The sequence below is a fragment of the Winogradskyella sp. HaHa_3_26 genome (genome assembly GCF_019278425.1).
Lineage (GTDB): Bacteria > Bacteroidota > Bacteroidia > Flavobacteriales > Flavobacteriaceae > Winogradskyella > Winogradskyella undariae.
In genome coordinates, this window is sequence record NZ_CP058981.1 from 2,327,839 (window position 1) to 2,345,037 (window position 17,199).

Annotated in this window: 16 protein-coding genes; 10 read left to right on the forward strand and 6 right to left on the reverse strand. The window is 31.3% G+C overall.

Features of this window, described 5'->3' with window-relative positions; translation table 11 throughout:
- Positions 1 to 12: 12 nt before the first annotated feature.
- Positions 13 to 549: a carboxymuconolactone decarboxylase family protein gene (locus tag H0I32_RS10020; protein WP_179313463.1), complete on the reverse strand. Its 537-nt coding sequence runs from the start codon at positions 547 to 549 to the stop codon at positions 13 to 15.
- A 386-nt stretch (positions 550 to 935) separates the two neighbouring features.
- A complete protein-coding gene (locus H0I32_RS10025; RefSeq protein WP_173586362.1) occupies positions 936 to 1,778 on the reverse strand; it encodes a helix-turn-helix domain-containing protein in 843 nt (280 codons plus the stop codon).
- Between the two features lie 207 nt (positions 1,779 to 1,985).
- Here H0I32_RS10025 and H0I32_RS10030 point away from each other — a divergent pair, with 207 nt between their 5' ends.
- Positions 1,986 to 3,128 (forward strand): MFS transporter, encoded by a 1,143-nt coding sequence (locus H0I32_RS10030; protein WP_179313462.1) that lies wholly within the window; start codon positions 1,986 to 1,988, stop codon positions 3,126 to 3,128.
- Positions 3,129 to 3,174: 46 nt separating this feature from the next.
- Entirely contained in the window at positions 3,175 to 3,936 is a 762-nt protein-coding gene (locus H0I32_RS10035; protein ID WP_179313461.1) for a helix-turn-helix domain-containing protein, read from the forward strand.
- Here the strand turns inward: H0I32_RS10035 and H0I32_RS10040 are convergent.
- On the reverse strand, positions 3,933 to 4,907 hold the full coding sequence (locus H0I32_RS10040; RefSeq protein ID WP_179313460.1) for a phosphotransferase: 975 nt from the start codon (positions 4,905 to 4,907) through the stop codon (positions 3,933 to 3,935). The genes H0I32_RS10035 and H0I32_RS10040 overlap by 4 nt on opposite strands.
- Positions 4,908 to 4,919: 12 nt before the next feature.
- Positions 4,920 to 5,873: a nucleoside hydrolase gene (locus H0I32_RS10045; protein ID WP_179313459.1), complete on the reverse strand. Its 954-nt coding sequence runs from the start codon at positions 5,871 to 5,873 to the stop codon at positions 4,920 to 4,922.
- A 667-nt stretch (positions 5,874 to 6,540) separates the two neighbouring features.
- Here H0I32_RS10045 and H0I32_RS10050 point away from each other — a divergent pair.
- The 7 genes from H0I32_RS10050 to H0I32_RS10080 all read left to right on the forward strand — a co-directional run bounded on the left by H0I32_RS10050 (position 6,541) and on the right by H0I32_RS10080 (position 12,917).
- Positions 6,541 to 7,938 carry an arginine decarboxylase gene (locus tag H0I32_RS10050; protein ID WP_179313458.1) on the forward strand — a complete coding sequence of 466 codons (1,398 nt, stop codon included), beginning with the start codon at positions 6,541 to 6,543 and terminating at the stop codon, positions 7,936 to 7,938.
- 76 nt (positions 7,939 to 8,014) lie between these two features.
- Positions 8,015 to 8,956: an agmatinase gene (gene speB, locus H0I32_RS10055; protein WP_179313457.1), complete on the forward strand. Its 942-nt coding sequence runs from the start codon at positions 8,015 to 8,017 to the stop codon at positions 8,954 to 8,956.
- The gene (locus H0I32_RS10060) at positions 8,946 to 9,923 is read left to right on the forward strand and encodes a deoxyhypusine synthase family protein (RefSeq protein WP_179313456.1); all 978 of its coding nucleotides are present in this window, start codon (positions 8,946 to 8,948) and stop codon (positions 9,921 to 9,923) included. The genes speB and H0I32_RS10060 overlap by 11 nt, the downstream gene beginning before the upstream one ends.
- Positions 9,924 to 9,925: 2 nt before the next feature.
- A complete protein-coding gene (locus H0I32_RS10065; RefSeq protein ID WP_179313455.1) occupies positions 9,926 to 11,458 on the forward strand; it encodes a carbon-nitrogen hydrolase family protein in 1,533 nt (510 codons plus the stop codon).
- A gap of 44 nt (positions 11,459 to 11,502) precedes the next feature.
- Entirely contained in the window at positions 11,503 to 11,829 is a 327-nt protein-coding gene (locus tag H0I32_RS10070; RefSeq protein WP_179313454.1) for a hypothetical protein, read from the forward strand.
- A gap of 124 nt (positions 11,830 to 11,953) precedes the next feature.
- The gene (locus H0I32_RS10075) at positions 11,954 to 12,367 is read left to right on the forward strand and encodes a VOC family protein (RefSeq protein ID WP_179313453.1); all 414 of its coding nucleotides are present in this window, start codon (positions 11,954 to 11,956) and stop codon (positions 12,365 to 12,367) included.
- Between the two features lie 178 nt (positions 12,368 to 12,545).
- A complete protein-coding gene (locus tag H0I32_RS10080; protein WP_173586373.1) occupies positions 12,546 to 12,917 on the forward strand; it encodes a hypothetical protein in 372 nt (123 codons plus the stop codon).
- 37 nt (positions 12,918 to 12,954) lie between these two features.
- Here H0I32_RS10080 and H0I32_RS10085 read toward each other — a convergent pair whose 3' ends face one another.
- The gene (locus tag H0I32_RS10085; protein WP_179313452.1) at positions 12,955 to 14,319 is read right to left on the reverse strand and encodes a mannosyltransferase; all 1,365 of its coding nucleotides are present in this window, start codon (positions 14,317 to 14,319) and stop codon (positions 12,955 to 12,957) included.
- A gap of 204 nt (positions 14,320 to 14,523) precedes the next feature.
- On the opposite strand from H0I32_RS10085, the gene H0I32_RS10090 reads away from it, so the two are divergent.
- The gene (locus H0I32_RS10090) at positions 14,524 to 15,615 is read left to right on the forward strand and encodes an SMP-30/gluconolactonase/LRE family protein (protein ID WP_179313451.1); all 1,092 of its coding nucleotides are present in this window, start codon (positions 14,524 to 14,526) and stop codon (positions 15,613 to 15,615) included.
- A 100-nt stretch (positions 15,616 to 15,715) separates the two neighbouring features.
- On the opposite strand, the gene H0I32_RS10095 is transcribed toward H0I32_RS10090, so the two are convergent.
- Complete coding sequence (locus H0I32_RS10095) at positions 15,716 to 17,149, reverse strand: cellulose synthase family protein (protein ID WP_218841346.1); 1,434 nt, start codon at positions 17,147 to 17,149, stop codon at positions 15,716 to 15,718.
- Positions 17,150 to 17,199: the final 50 nt, after the last annotated feature.

The window sequence follows — 17,199 nt, forward strand, 5'->3', positions numbered from 1 at the left end:
GTATTGGGTTTATTATTTTAAAGGTTGAGCAATTGGGAAATCTACTGGCACTTGTGTAGTGCTATGTATATAATTAGAAATTGTTTTATCTCCAACTAAAGAAATAGTATCAATTAGGTTTCCTTTTGTATATCCTGCATTAAAAAAGTTTTCTAATACTGCATCATCTGTTTTTCCTCTATTTTCGGTAATGTTTTTAGCTAATTTTGCTAAAGCATCTAATTTGTCATTTACAGAAGAAAACCCAGCTCTTAATTCTAAGATTTGTTCATCTGTAAAACCATTCATTTTTCCAATTGCTGTGTGTGCAGATAAACAATATGTACAGTCGTTAACTTGACTTACAGCAAGGTTTACGACTTCTTTCTCTTTTGCAGATAATGATGTTTTAGCATTAGCAAAGTTTAGATAGTTTTCTAAAGCTGTATCACTATGTGCATATGTTGCATATAAATTTGGAACAAAACCTAAAGCTTTATTTAAATTTTCAAAAATGGCTTGATTGTTTGAACTTACTTCTTCTTTTGTTGGGATATTAAATGTATTCATAATTTATTTTTTTATACTGAAAGGTGTTCAGTGTTATGTTATTTATTTTAATTTTTTTTGTTGGTGCAAAGTTGCGTGTTTTATAAGAGTTGGGGAATGATTCTTATTCCCTTTAGCATGTCATTTTTTCCCTTTGTCTTGTTTTAACCTATAAAAGGTTTTTCTGCATCACAATAGAAGTCATGAATATGTTTTTGTTCACAGTATGTTTTAGGGCTAATGGTGTTAACAACTCGTTTTTTGTTGTTAGTGAATATTTCTATGAGATTGAATAAGGATATGTTTTTTAGTTTCATCTTTTAATTGTTTTAATATTACAATGCAAAGATGCGATAGAAGAAGCTGTTATAAAATGAATAATTTGCCTTATGGCATGTCAATTTTTCCTAACTTAAGGTATTTAGTCGTTTTTTGTAGTCTGAAGGTGATAACGTGGTGTGTTTCTTAAATAAACGACTTAGGTGAGAAGCATCTTCAAAACCAATATCGTAAGCAATTTCTTTTGCTGTTTTATCAGTATAACTTAATTGGCGTTGCGTCTCTAAAATAATACGTTCGTGTATAATTTGTAGTGGACTTCTGTTTAGTTTAGCAAAATTATTGGATAAGGTTTTTGGAGATCTAAATAATTTTTCGGCATAAAAACCAACACTGTGTTCTGTTTTGAAATGTTGTTCTACTAAAAAATTAAATTCACGTAAGAGGTCTACTTTAGAACTTTTTGGGGTTTCAATAATTCCCTCTTTCGCTTTTAATAAACGTGTGCTTTTTATAATAAAACGAGCCATTAGCATTCTGAGCATTTCGGCTTGTATGTTATCTTCAGTTTCTAATTCATCAATAAAAACTTCATGTAAAGTTTCAAACTTTGTTTGTTCTTTTTCATCTAAATGTATAATAGGAATATTGATATTTCCGAAGAATAATATACCAACACAGCTAACTTCTTGGTCGTGGTCTTTAATGCAATAGAATTCTTGGTTAAATTGATATACAGTAACATTTGTTCCTTTTATATACTGAAGGTATTGAATAGGTGTAAGTGCTAAGATACTGTGTGGTTGTACCGTGAATGGGACACTATCAATAACAAGATCTACAGCTTCTGATTTTACCCAAATAAAAGTGTAAAATTCACTTTGTTTTGCTTTTTTGAAGGACAATAAATCATTCTCATTTCCAATATTGAAAATAGCATTTGTAGAAAATTCTTTGAAAGTGTGTATCATATACTTACTAAGTCTCATTAGAAGATTGAAAATTACAAAAAATAGAATTTAGATCCTGTTTTTGATTAGGAATATAAATGCTTAAGGATATTTGAGAAGACTTGAAAGTTGAGCTTATGTATTTTATTTTATAAGAATGTCCATTTCGGTTTACTTATTTAGAAAACTGGTAAAGTCATTTCATTATAATAGTTTGAATTTTGCATTATGAAACAAATATCAAACTTCGGAATTTTCACACTGCTTTTCGTGAGTAGTTTAACCATAATGGTTGGGACGGTTATCGCTCCATCACTTTCAGGAATTGTAGAGCATAAAAATCTTAGTTTTTCACCAAGTTGGTTAATTACATTGCCTTCTTTAGGTGTTGTGGTTTTTGCGCCTTTTGTTGGTCGGCTTTTAAATAAGTTAGGAACACTAAAATTATTGAGTTTAGGTCTTATTCCTTATGCTATTTTAGGACTTATTGGTGCTTTTATAGCTAATGATTATCTGCTGATTTTAGATCGGTTTTTATTAGGTGGAGCTACAGTTGCTGTTCAGGTTTCTGTAACGGCGTATATTGCTGATTTTTTTACAGGTGAAGCAAGAATGAAAATGATGGCTTGGCAGGGAATGTCTATTGAGTTGGGTGGCGTTGTGTTTCTTGCAATTGGCGGAATTTTAGGGGAGCTAAATTGGCAATACCCATTTTACATTTATTTAATTGCTTTGTTGTGTTTGGTTTTAGTCGCAAAAACATTACCAAAACCTGAGGTTGAAATACTAGAGGAACAAGACAACACAACATCGAGTGATAAACAGAAATTTAAAGTTAGGCTAATTTTTACAGCATCTTTATTAGCTATGATGCTCTTTTTTATAGGTTTTGTAACCTTACCTCTATACTTGCCAGAATCGTTTGGATTTAGCGAATCGCACACCGGATACCTAATGGCTTTTATTTCACTTATTGCTATTGTAACAGCAAGTCAGATGCCTAAAATGGTAAAAACTTTTGGAGATGGAAAAACGGTCTCATTTGGTTTTCTGTTTTTTATGTTAGGGTATTTGGTGCTAGCAACTGCTACATCTGCACCATTTTTAGTGTTAACGGTATTGTTTATAGGTGTAGGTTTTGGTTTTACCATTCCGTTACTTAACCACATGATGGTTGAGGCAAGTACGGTACATGACCAAGGGAAAAACTTAGGTTTGTTTTCTATGGGAGTGTTTGGTGGTCAATTTTTATCTACGTTTATCAATTACATTTCTAAGGATTATGAAGCGATTTTTGGAACAGCGGCAGCACTAGCTTTAATCATTGGTATTGCAATGTTTGTAATGTTTCAGAAATTATCTAAACAATAAATTTGGGTAATTTCTTCTTATTTTTGGAGTTCACTTGAAAAAGAGAATGAGTAAAGAGCACTGGAAAAATAAAATTCAGATAGTAGATGATTTTGAAAGTGATACAACTTCACTTTCAGTTAATTCTATGGGTGTTTATTTCAAATTTATTGAAGAAAATAAAGTTATTGTTCATTTTAAACCTTTAAACGAGGTTTTTGATACGACCATTTTTAATTCGAATCACGGTGTATTATTAAATTTTGAACGTGAACTTATTGACGAGGATGATATTGAGTATGCTTTAGATGTGATGTTTCTTTTTAATAAGTATTCAGAATTAGAAATTAAAGATGCTAAAGAGGTTGTTTTACTTCGACAAATCATTAACCTCATTAAAGATGAATTTTATAGTGAATTAGCATCTTATATAATGCTAAAAACCTTACTTAAAGTTTTGTTACTTCATTTAATACGTTCTCAGAAAGATGATTTTTTAAAGCAAGATCTTCACCAAAAAAGAGTTTTTCAATTTTTAGAATTGATGGAGGCTAATTTTTTAAACGAAACCAATCCTCATTTTTATGCTGAAGAAATCGGTATGAGTACCAAACGATTGAATCAGATTTTAAAAGAAAAATTAAATCTCACCGCAAAACAAATTATTCAGCAGCGTCAAATAACGGAGGCCAAACGCAGATTGATTAAAAGTGAAATTTCAACAAAAGAGTTGGCTTTTGATTTAGGTTTTAGTTCTATGAGTAGTTTTTCAAGATTTTTTAAGCAATATGTTGGTGTAAGTCCTTCGGGTTTTAAGAAGCAGCATTAATTCATAATTAATTTGTAAGCCAATTGTAAGAGTGCTTCTTTTTCTTTTATAGAAGTCGAAATTGGTAATTGTGCTAAACCTATTAAACGACGCATAATTTCAACACCTGTTATTTGTGCTAAAAGGTTTTTGTCTATTTCATTTGGGTAATGGTCTTTAATCCTAGAAATAAATGTTTCGTCTTTTGTTATTATAATCGAATGTGCAGCAAGAACACCAAGATCAAACTCAGGGAAACCTAAAAAGCTAAATTCGGGATCAATAATATAAAGCGAATCTTTATTTGTCATCCAACTTGCTGGGTAATAATCACCATGTAATAAAGTTGTTCCTTTAGACAAATATTGCTGTCCTATTTCTTTAATTTTCTCTTTTAGTAAAGTGTCCTTTTTATATGGAATAGAAAGCGCTTCTAATCCTGGTTGAATGTCGTCCAAGCAAAAACCATTATTTTCTATAAATGGAAGTTCAAAAATATGTTGATGATTTAGTAATCGTAGCGCTTTATTTTCTGGGTAGTTTTTAGGTGCTTTTGAGTTGTGAATATTTGCAGCAATATTGGCTAGTAGTCTTAATTGGTTTAAGTCAATTTTATGAGCATCATATAAGCTGGTCATATCTTCACATTTACCTAAATCTTCTAAAATTAATAAATGATGCTCTGCGTTGTATTTTAAAACTTTTGGAAAATGTTTATTGACCAAAATGTTATTTTCAATAGAAGAATAAAATTGAAATTCTACATCAATGCGTTCTATTGGTGCTTGTATATCTTTATATTTTTGAACAAATGGACGTGATTGTTTTAAAATAAATGAACGCAAATTAGTTTCAATACGTAATACTACATTCATATTGCCTTCACCTGGTTTTGTAACGTGAGTGATGGTTTCGTTTATATCATTAAAAAAATCAATTTTTTGTAAGAGATTTTTAATGTCTTCTCTAGGTGTTTGTAGGTCTATAAACATAAAAAGGGCAGATTATATTTTTTTTAAAGTATTCCAAAAATCACTTGTCATTTGTTCAGCGTCTATTTTGGTATGTATACCAATATTGCGTTGTGTGTTTTCAGGAGGTGTTAGATGGCTTTCTTTAGTGGATAATTTTGGTTTTGCTAAAGCTTCAATAATTGCAATATCCCACATGGTCCATTTTTCCTTTTTAGGATCTTCTTTTGTCCACCAGCGATCGTATGTTTCCCATCTATTGATTAAATAAGCGGCGATACCTTTTTTATCTTTTAAATGAAGATCTACTTCTTGTTTTGTAAATACTAAATGCTGACTTGTAGTCGCTGTCATTACATCTAGATTAAGTGTTTTTGTGTTAAGTAAAACTTCTACAGCAATAGGATCATTTCCAGAATTGAATTCTTTTTTATTATAAATATTAGTCTCTGGTGTGTGCCAGAAACCAAGATAATGTACTTTAATTTTAGGGATTATTGTTGGGTCTTCTAAAATAGCAGAGGCAATATTGGTACACGAGCCTAGAACAACAATATTTAGTTTTTGATCACCTTTCATTTTATGCGCTGTTTCAATAATAAACTGAGAAGCATCAGAAGAAACCGGTTTGCCGTATTCCGTTAAAGGTGTGTTGCTTCCTAAGGGGAGTGAAATACCTTTAGCATTCATTAGGCTAATAATGTCTTCATTAATTTTTTGACTTTCGCTAACGGTATTGTCTGAAGCTAGAGGAGAGGTGTAAAACTGAGCAGATGTTATCGCTATTAAATTAAAGCTAGGTTCTAAAATGGCTCTTACAATCGCATACAAATCATCAACTTCATTTGCGGTGTCAGCGTCAATAATTAAATCTAATTTTTGCGTTTTATCTTGTGCGTTTATAGAAATAGAGCATAAAAGTAAAAGACCTAAAAAAAGGTAATTGTTGATTTTTTTTATGCTTTTATTTAAGTGTGAATTGTTCATTTAAGAAGATTGATTGTGCTGCTTTAAGCTTAATAGATTATTTAAAAACCTAAAGTGTGTTGAAGCTATAGGTCGTAAAATTTAAATTTTATTACGGGTTTTGAGTTTATTAATTCTTTTTTAACGAGAATTTAATGTTTTTATGAGGATGGAATTCGGAATAGCATAAATATTAGTCTTCTCAAATTATGTAATATGTCGTTAATAGTGTTTTATAAATATACACTTTATCTCTTAATATTAATATGGAATTAAGGCTTTGTTGCTCTAATTATTAACTCTAATAAATGTTGTATTCCTTTAAAGATAAGGAGTCTAAAATAAATGTTTAAAAAAAATAAAAAAAGATTAACGTATTAAAAAAAAAGATATATTTGTCCCGAAATTGGTGACCGTCTAACAAGATAATAAAACCAATTTTAGCTGAACAGTTGAGACATGTTTATATGTTCGGGTTCTTGAAAATTAGGAAGTCATATTCAAGAGCAGCTTATAGATTAAGTAACCGAATTTTAGAGCTAACTTCCGCATCATCGATTGCTGCTAGTCAGCATATTTACGGTTTTGTACCTACTACACAAAGCCAAATTCAGGTATGATATAACGTATCCTTAACATTGTTTACGCATATATTTTTTATCTTATACTTGAATTTTTAATCCACAACATGAACAATAAATATATTGATCTCATCGATCAATCCTTTCACTTTCCTCAAGACGAATTTAAACTTGAAGACAAAGCTTTGCATTTTCACGATATAGACCTAATGAAATTGGTTGAAGAATACGGAGCACCTTTAAAATTTACATATTTACCACAAATTTCTAATAACATACAGCGTGCTAAAAAATGGTTTGCTGATGCTTTTGAAAAGTATAACTATAAGGGGCAATACAATTATTGTTATTGTACTAAAAGCTCACACTTTAAGCATGTTTTAGATGAGGCACTTACCAATGATATTCATATTGAAACCTCTTCGGCTTTTGATATAGATATTGTAAAAGCACTTAAAAAAGAAGGTAAAATTACCGACAAAACTTATGTGTTAAGCAACGGTTTTAAACGTGATCAATACATTACTAATATTGCAAGTCTTATTAATGACGGTCATAAAAACTGTATCCCTATTATAGATAATTACGAAGAAATTGATTTATTATCTGAAGAGATTAACGGGGAATTTAAGGTTGGAATTAGAATCGCTTCTGAGGAAGAACCAAAGTTTGAATTTTACACCTCACGTTTAGGAATTGGTTACAAAAACATTGTACCTTTTTATAAAAGTCAAATTCAAGATAATAAAAAAGTAGAGTTAAAGATGCTTCACTTTTTTATTAACACAGGGATAAGAGACAATGCTTACTACTGGAACGAATTGCATAAGTGTTTAAAGGTATACACAGCTTTAAAAAGAATATGCCCAACTTTAGATAGTTTAAACATTGGTGGTGGTTTTCCTATAAAAAACTCATTGGCTTTCGATTTTGATTATGCTTATATGGTAGATGAAATTGTAAATCAAATAAACCTAGTTTGTGAAGAAGAAGAGGTAGCGGTACCCAATATTTTTACAGAATTTGGGAGTTTTACCGTTGGAGAAAGTGGTGGTGCGATTTATAAAATTCTTTATCAAAAACAGCAAAACGATCGTGAAAAATGGAACATGATTAATTCATCTTTCATAACAACATTGCCAGATACATGGGCGATTAATAAACGTTTTATAATGTTGCCAATTAACCGTTGGAACGAAAGTTATGAGCGTGTACTTTTAGGTGGTTTAACATGCGATAGTGATGATTATTATAATAGTGAGCAACACACTAATGCTATTTATTTACCAAAATATAATAAAGATAAACCCTTATATATTGGCTTTTTTAATACAGGTGCTTACCAAGAAACTATAGGTGGTTTTGGAGGTTTGCAACACTGTTTAATACCAACACCAAAGCATATTTTAATTCAAAAAGATGCGGATGGAAACTTAAAGACTAGCGTTTTTGCAGAACAGCAAAAAAGTGAACACTTACTCGGTATTTTAGGGTATGACTCTTAAGAGGAGGTTAAGTAAACAGTATTAATAAAATTATTGAATAATAAAACACTTCCGTTTTAGCGGAAAATGATATAAAATGAAAACAAAAACTTACGCTGGTATTCCAGAAGATTTAGCAAAATTAGAAACAGCTAAAATTGTATTGATTCCTGTACCTTATGATGGTACAAGCACTTGGCAAAAAGGAGCAGATAAAGGTCCTGATGCTTTTTTAGATGCTTCTGAAAATATGGAGCTTTATGATATTGAAACCGCTTCTGAAGTTTACCAACAAGGTGTATTTTTAGCCAATGCGGTTACAGAACATACATCGCCAGAAGCTATGGTAGAAGCGGTGCACCAAGCGACAAAAAAATATATTAAGAAAAATAAATTTGTTACTGTTTTTGGTGGTGAACATTCAGTATCTATCGGAACTATTAGAGCCTTTAATGAAATGTTTGAAGACCTTACGGTGCTTCATATCGATGCGCATGCAGATTTACGCAAAAGCTATGAAGGTTCTACATGTAACCATGCTTGTGCTGTTTATGAAGCGAGCCAAACGACTAACTTAATTCAGGTCGGAATTCGTTCCATGGATAGTATCGAAAAAACGGTAATGGATGAAGAAAAAACGTATTTCGCTCACCAAATGGCTATGGATGATAGCTGGATGGATGCTGCAATAGACCAAATGACAGATAACGTCTTTATAACATTCGATTTAGATGCGTTTGATCCTTCAATTATGCCAAGTACAGGAACACCTGAGCCGGGAGGATTATTGTATTACGAAACGCTAGAGTTCTTAAAACAAGTTTTTGAAGAAAAGAATGTGGTAGGTTTTGATATTGTAGAATTATGTCCTAATGAAGCTGATAAATCTTCAGACTTCTTAGCAGCCAAATTATATTACAAAATGTTGAGTTATAAATTTCAAAATCAAAATATAGAAGATGGTTTTGAAAGCAACTTTAACGATTCAAACAAAGAAGGAAATAAAAAATCTAAATTCAATACAGAAGATGAATACTAGCAAAGGAGAAATTTCGAAATTTATAGAAAAGTATTATTTACACTTTAACTCAGCGGCTTTAGTAGACGCTGCAAAGGGGTACGAAGCACAATTAAATTCTGGCGCAAAGATGTTAGTGTCTTTAGCGGGTGCAATGAGCACAGCAGAATTGGGTAAGATTTTTGCTGAAATGATTCGTAAAGATAAAGTGCAAATAGTGTCTTGTACTGGTGCCAATTTAGAAGAAGATATCATGAATTTGGTAGCGCATTCTCATTACAAACGTGTACCTAATTACAGAGATTTAACGCCTCAAGACGAATGGGATTTACTTGAAAAAGGATTAAATCGTGTTACGGATACTTGTATTCCAGAAGAGGAAGCTTTTAGAAGAATTCAAGAACATATTGTTAAGATTTGGAAAGATGCAGAAGCTAAAGGTGAACGTTATTTACCACATGAATATATGTACAAATTATTATTATCTGGTGTTTTAGAAGAGCATTACGAAATAGATTTAAAGGATTCATGGATGTATGCTGCAGCCGAAAAAAACCTACCTATTGTTTGTCCAGGTTGGGAAGATAGTACTATGGGTAACATCTTTGCAAGCTACGTACTTAAAGGAGAGTTAAATGCTAGCACTATGAAATCTGGTATAGAATACATGACGTTTTTAGCAGATTGGTACACAGATAATTCTGAAAAAGGTATTGGTTTCTTCCAAATCGGTGGAGGTATTGCAGGTGATTTTCCTATTTGTGTAGTGCCAATGTTGTATCAAGATATGGAGCGTCCAGAAACACCATTCTGGAGTTATTTTTGTCAAATTAGTGATAGTACAACAAGTTACGGTTCGTATTCTGGAGCTGTGCCGAATGAGAAAATAACTTGGGGTAAATTAGATATCGATACCCCAAAATTCATCATTGAAAGTGATGCCACTATTGTTGCACCTTTAATATTTGCTTATCTTTTAGATATGTAATTATGGAAGATCATAAAATTAATAATATAGAATTAAGCTTTTTAACGGTTGACGATTTTAAGGAATTAAAATCGGCAACCTTAGAAGCCTATGGTGGTGTTTTAAATTCCTATTGGAAAAAAGACCATATTGCACGTTTGACCTCTATTTTTTCAGAAGGTCAGGTGGTTATTAGAATTGATGGTCAGTTGGCAGGTTGTGCATTATCTTTAATTGTAGATTACGATAAAATTGATGATAACCACACCTATGCTGATATTATTGAGGGAGATAAATTTAAAAATCACGACCCTGATGGCGATGTTTTATATGGCATAGATGTCTTTATTAAACCCGAGTTTAGAGGGTTAAGATTAGGACGTCGTTTATATGATTACCGTAAAGAATTGTGCGAAAACCTAAATTTAAAAGGAATTGTTTTTGGAGGTAGAATGCCTAATTTTCATAAATATAAAGATCAATATTCACCAAAAGAATATATTCAGAAAGTAAAACGTAAGGAAATACATGATCCGGTTTTAAACTTTCAAACGTCTAATGATTTTCACCCATTAAGAATTATTAAAGGGTATTTAGAAGGCGATACAGCGTCTAGTGAATATGCGGTTTTAATGGAATGGGATAATATTTATTATACCAAACCAAATAAAAAAGCGAGCAGCGTAAAAACAGTAGTGCGTTTAGGGTTGATTCAATGGCAAATGCGTCCTTATAATGGATTAGACGATTTAATGCAACAGGTAGAATATTTTGTAGATAGTGTTTCTGCTTACCGTTCAGATTTTGCAGTGTTTCCTGAGTTTTTTAATGCACCGTTAATGGCAAAGTACAATCACATGCACGAGCCGCAAGCGATTAGAGAGTTAGCAGGTTACACGCAGACGATTGTAGAGAAAATGCAGCAATTATCAATTTCATACAATATAAATATTATTACTGGGAGTATGCCAGAATTGGTTGGAGATGTGCTTTATAATGTAGGATATTTATGTCGAAGAGATGGAAGTTTGGAGCGTTATGAAAAAATTCATGTTACGCCAGATGAAGCTAAAGTTTGGGGGATGCAACGTGGAAGTGAACTAAAAACGTTTGAAACAGACGCAGGTAAAATAGGAATTTTAATTTGTTATGATTCTGAATTTCCTGAGTTATCACGGTTGTTAGCAGATGAAGGTATGGATATTTTATTTGTGCCATTTTTAACCGATACTCAAAACGGTTATTCTCGTGTAAGGCTTTGTGCACAGGCGCGTGCCATAGAAAATGAATGTTATGTGGCCATTGCAGGTAGTGTAGGTAACTTGCCAAATGTGAGTAATATGGACATTCAATATGCGCAGTCTGCTGTATTTACGCCTTGTGATTTTGCTTTTCCAAGTAATGGTATAAAAGCAGAAACCACGCCAAATACGGAAATGATTTTAGTTGCAGATGTAGACTTAGGCTTGTTAAGAGAGCTGAATTCTTTTGGTGCAGTAAAAAATTTAAAAGATCGTAGAAAAGATGTTTACGATGTTATTCGAGTAAGTAAATAAGTATTATATTTAAAAAAATTTAGCTTTAGAAATAATATTAAAGAATGAAACCAAAAGACGCACATTTAAAACGAGTTATAGTTGACTTTAAAAAATTAACACCAGAAATTTTATCACTTTTAGTAGAGAAATATCCCGATGGATATGATGATGAAAATGTAATTTCGTTTAAAAATGCAAAAAATGAAACAGTCGAAGCCGTTGAAGTCACTACTGAAGATACCAAGTATTTGGTTAAAGTGAGTACGAAACTTGAGCAGACGATGGAAAATTACGACGAAGATGATTATGAAGATTTCGAAGATGATGATCCCGATGCAGTTGTTGATCCAGAATTAGAGCCAGGAGCAGAAGACGAAGATTTTTCTTAATAAAGATTATCACGTAAAAAATATTTTGTAATTTAATATAGGAATTCAGCTTTAGCTTTTGTCTACAAAAAAGTTGAAGCTGAGTTTTTAATTTAAGAGTGAATCCTTTTTAAATAGTTGAATTATGGAAACTGCATTTCACATGTCTTTACCATGTTTAAGTATAGAAGATACTAGAAACTTTTATATTGATAACATTGGTGGTTCTTTAGGAAGAACAGGAGAAAACTGGGTAGATATTAATCTCTTTGGTCATCAAGTCACCTTTATTCAAACCGAAAAATTTAATTTCAATAGTCCTAATTATGTCTTTGGAGGTAAATTATTACCTTCATTCCATTTTGGTATTATTGTAGCTGTTGAAAAATGGAAAGCGTTACATGAAAACCTTAGTAATTCAAATTTAAAAAAAGTAACTCAGACGACTTTTTTAGATGATAAACGAGGTGAGCATTGCTCTTTTTTTATAAAAGATCCTAATGATTATATGTTAGAGTTTAAAAGTTTTAAGGATCCTAATCATATGTTTACAACTTAAGGTTGTTATTTTATAATCTAGCACAACGAAACTTCAGAAAGAAATACTTTAAAATATCCACAGTAATTATAGCCATAAGGCTGTATTCTAAAAGCATTTGGGCTTGAAGTGGCAAATTCCCAAAACCACAATCTTATATTAATTCATACTGAATAATTTCAGTACAAAATTTAGTGCAATGAATACAAGAACAATAGCAGTATTTGTGCTTATGGTAATGGTTTTAAGCGTGAATGCAATTTCAATTACAAAAGATAAATTTCAAGATAAAACAATCGTAACTGCTCAGGGGGTTTATGATGGTTATGATATTGATGATGGTTATGCCTTTTTAATTAGAGAGGATGAGAAAGATGAAGACACTGAGGCAACTGTTTATTTTGCTACGGTTGATGCATCTGTTTTAAAAATAGCGAATCTAAAGTCTAAGGATTTAATAGGTAAGCGATTTGAGATTACATACGAAGTTACAGAGTATGAAGAAGTAGATGAAAATGGTTACACTGAGATCTACGAAAGTTATAAAATAATTAAACTCAAAAAGTTGTAATTAAATAGAAATTTCTAAAAATTGTAAATAGAGGCTGTTAGGAAACTGACAGTCTTTTTTTTAAGACCACTTCCCAAATAAATACAGAAAAGACAATAAGATATTCTAAACCTATAATCCATAAATTCTCAGTATTAGAGGTGTTTGAGTAGGCTAAATAACTTAAGATAATAACAAAAGACCAAACGAGAGGGAACTTGTAATTAGTAAATACACAAAATATCACTAGTGTTGCAATATACCAAGGATGAACTGTTGTGCTTAAAAATAAATAGCAAGTAAATACTAATAGCATTGAAGTGATCAGTTTAGGTAAACTATTGTTTTGTTTAAACAATGAAAACCCAAAAATTATGAAGACCGAAATTATTGGTAGAATTTTACCAATAATAGCAATTTCATTATAGCCCGTTATACTATAGCCAATTGCTCTTAAGAGATAATAAATACTTGCGTTAAATTCAAAATTTCCAAACCAAAGCCCAACTGTTTTAGAGTAATTATTTACAAATTCCATAGAGAAAAAAGGAAGGAATAGTAGGAGTATAGTTATACCAATTATCGCGTAAAATGTGATTAGTTTGGGATAACAAATCTGTGATGTTTTTGTTGTTCTAAAGAATTTAAAAAACAGAGGTAATAACATTAATGGAATTAACTTCACTGAAATTGAACAGGCAAAAATTACAGCGGCCCATTTCCATTTATCTGAATATAACAGGTAAAATGCCCAAATGAGGAAGAAAACCATAACACCTTCAAAGTGAAGATTACCAGTTAATTCTATTATAATAAAAGGATTTAAAATATACCAAAAAATTCTATTTGAAGGTAGTTTTAAACGTTCTAAGAGTTTCTTTCCAAAATAAAGAGTACCAATATCTGCAGCAATAATTATAAGTCGCATGGATATAATGGAGCCTAAAATACCATGACTAGAAAATAAAGCAGCAATTGTGAAACACAGCTGATTAATAGGTGGGTAGTTAGTGTAATGAGAAGAGCTTAATTCTCCCATTCCATTATATAATTCTTGTGCTTGTTTAATAGGGAATATTCCGTTATTAATAAAAGAATCTGGAGTGTATAAATAAGGGTTAAAACCTTCAAATATCATTCGTCCATCCCAAATAAAGCGATAAAAATCTTGTGATAGATTTGGGGTCGAAAAAATAAAAATTAGACGTAATATAACTGCTGTATACGTTAATAGTTTAAGGTTTGTTTTATTGTAATCTACTAATTTGTAAAACAGAAAAAAAAGAGCAGCATACAAGGCGACTATTTTGTAATATTCTGTTCTTGTGGTGTAATAAGCAAAAACAAAATAGAAGATTATGCTTGCAACAACTAATAAAATAGAAGACTTTTTTAGCTTTGAATATAAGGTGTTGTTTAGCATAAATCAAATATAAATATTATTTGTGGGGTTTAGTTAATTGCTAAATTTATAGTTAGGTATTTTAAGACTCATTTTTAATGCTAAGCTTACACTTACTAGATTATTTATATAAATATACTTCTATTAAATAGCTCTTCCTGCTGAAAATCTAAGTGTAATAAAGTAATCTTTACTACTTTTGAGTAACTAAAAATCACATATTTTATGAAGAATATATTTTATTTCGTTGCTTTTTTTATTGTACTGAGTTCATGTAAAGACGCTAGTCAGTCAAAAGTAGAACCAGTTGTAAACACAAAAAAGGATACAACAACAACAACATTACAAGTAAATGAAGTTATAAGTTTTAAAGGGCAACAGGTTACAGGAGTTTCGGTTGCTAATGATGGTCGTATTTTTGTGAATTTCCCAAGATGGAGAGAAGGAGTTAAAAATTCTGTAGTTGAAGTTAATAAGAATAAAGAAGAGATAAGTTTTCCTAATACAGAATGGAATTCGTGGAAAATTGGAGACGAAGTTGTTGAAGATAAGTTTGTAGGCGTGCAATCTGTTGTCGCTTTTGAAGATAAACTATATGTTTTAGATACAAGAAGTCAGTTGTTTCAAAATGTATTAGATGCCCCACGTGTCTTTGTATTTAATTTAGCTGATAACACTTTAAGCAAAGTTTATAAGCTTTCTGAAGGGAGTTACCATCCGGATTCTTATATAAATGATCTTCGTGTAGATAAGAAAAAGAAGAAAATCTATTTTACAGATTCTGGTCATGCAGGATTAGTAATTTTAGATATGAATTCTGAAGTGTCAAAAAGAGTTTTAGATAATCATAAATCTACTAGTGCCGAAGCTTCTTACTTAACCTTTGGTGATAAAAAATGGGAAAGAGCAATTAACTCTGATGGTATTGCTTTAGATACAAACAATGATACATTGTATTACCATGCACTTACGGGTTATAGTTTATACGCTATTCCTACTAGTGCTTTTGATCTTGAAGATGAAACTCAGATAGAAAATCAAGTTAAGTTTGTAGCAAAAACATCAGCGCCAGATGGAATGATTTTAGATGCTAATGGTAATTTATATTATGCAGATTTAGAACATAATAAAATACAATACAGACAGGCTGATGGAAGTATTTCTACTTTAGTAGAAGGTGATAAGGTAAAATGGGCAGATACGTTTAGTATCTATAATAACGAACTGTATTTTACAAACTCTAGGATTAACGAAATTTCAGGAGATATTTCTGAAATGGAATTTACTTTAAACAAAGTTACATTACCTACTAAATAAGTGTTGAGAGTAATATAACGTTAAATTAAACCAAAAAAAATCCGTAAAATATTTAATTATATTATAAATATTTTACGGATTTTTTATGTTTAGATGTTTTTTAAACCTTAGACGATAATGATTTAAAGAATACATAACCGAAACCGATGAAAAGCATTAAGTGAAAAGGGAACAATCCAAAATCACCACCTTGATCTCCAACAATAAAAGCACTATACATTCCAAATGCAAAATAAAGCATCAAGAACCCTTCAATAATAACATGAGGAGATACCTTTTTCATTAAGTATTTATTGCCTTTCCAAGAATCTTTTAGCGTACTAATATTAAACTTAGGTGTACGTACAAATTCACTTCTTTTACCAATATGACCTTCTATTACAGCAATAGAATTATGAAGCGAAAAGCCCATAGCTATTGAGAAAAAAGTAAAGAACATACCAATATAGCTGAAGAATTTTTTAAATCCACTACCATAAATATTCTTATACATAAACCAATAGCAAACAAAAAAGATAATGGTACTCATAACAAAGAAACTCATTACGTAGAAGTAATTTCTTAGGTGAGCATATTCGTTTTTAATGTATAACATTGGAATACTTAAAATAGCAACCGTAAAAATACTTAAAAACATGGTGCTATTTAAAAGGTGAAGTAGGCCGTGTACCTTGGTTTTGGGAGAAATATTCTTAGACTTTATAACACGAGAACGCATTTTTCTAAAATTTTCTGCTCCACCTTTATTCCAACGGAATTGTTGAGAACGTGCGGCACTTATAACTACCGGTAATTCAGCAGGAGTTTCAACATCTTCTAAATATTTGAATTCCCAATTTTTTAATTGTGCTCTATAACTTAAGTCTAAATCTTCAGTAAGCGTATCACCTTCCCAGTTTCCAGCATCAATAATGCATGTTTTACGCCAAACACCAGCAGTACCGTTAAAGTTTATAAAGTGACCTTTACTGTTTCTTCCTACTTGTTCTAACGTAAAGTGAGCGTCTAAAGCAAAAGCTTGTATCTTAGTAAGTAAAGAATAGTTTCTGTTTATATGTCCCCAACGGGTTTGAACAACACCAATTTTTTCATTCTTAAAATAAGGAATAGTACGTTTTAACCAATTGGGTTGAGGTAAAAAGTCAGCATCAAAAATAGCAATATACTCACCTTTGGCAATTTTTAAACCTTCTTTAAGTGCACCAGCTTTAAACCCACTTCTATCTGTTCTTGTAATATGTGTAATATCTAGGCCTGTTTTAGCTAACCGATCTACATGAGCTTTTGTAGTTGCAACGGTTTCATCTGTAGAGTCATCTAAAACTTGAATCTCTAGTTTGTCCTTTGGGTATTCCATAAGGGCAATGTTATCCAACAGGCGATCCATCACATACATTTCATTGTATACGGGGAGCTGGATGGTCACAAACGGAATCTCTTCAGAGTTTGAAAAGTTAAACTTGTCACAAGTTTCTCTCTTCTTTTTTGAAGAAAGATAATTGTAGAGTAAATTTAACTGTGCTAGGGCGTACATAAATATGAGCACTATAGCAACAGTGTAAATAACGATGATGGTGTATTGAA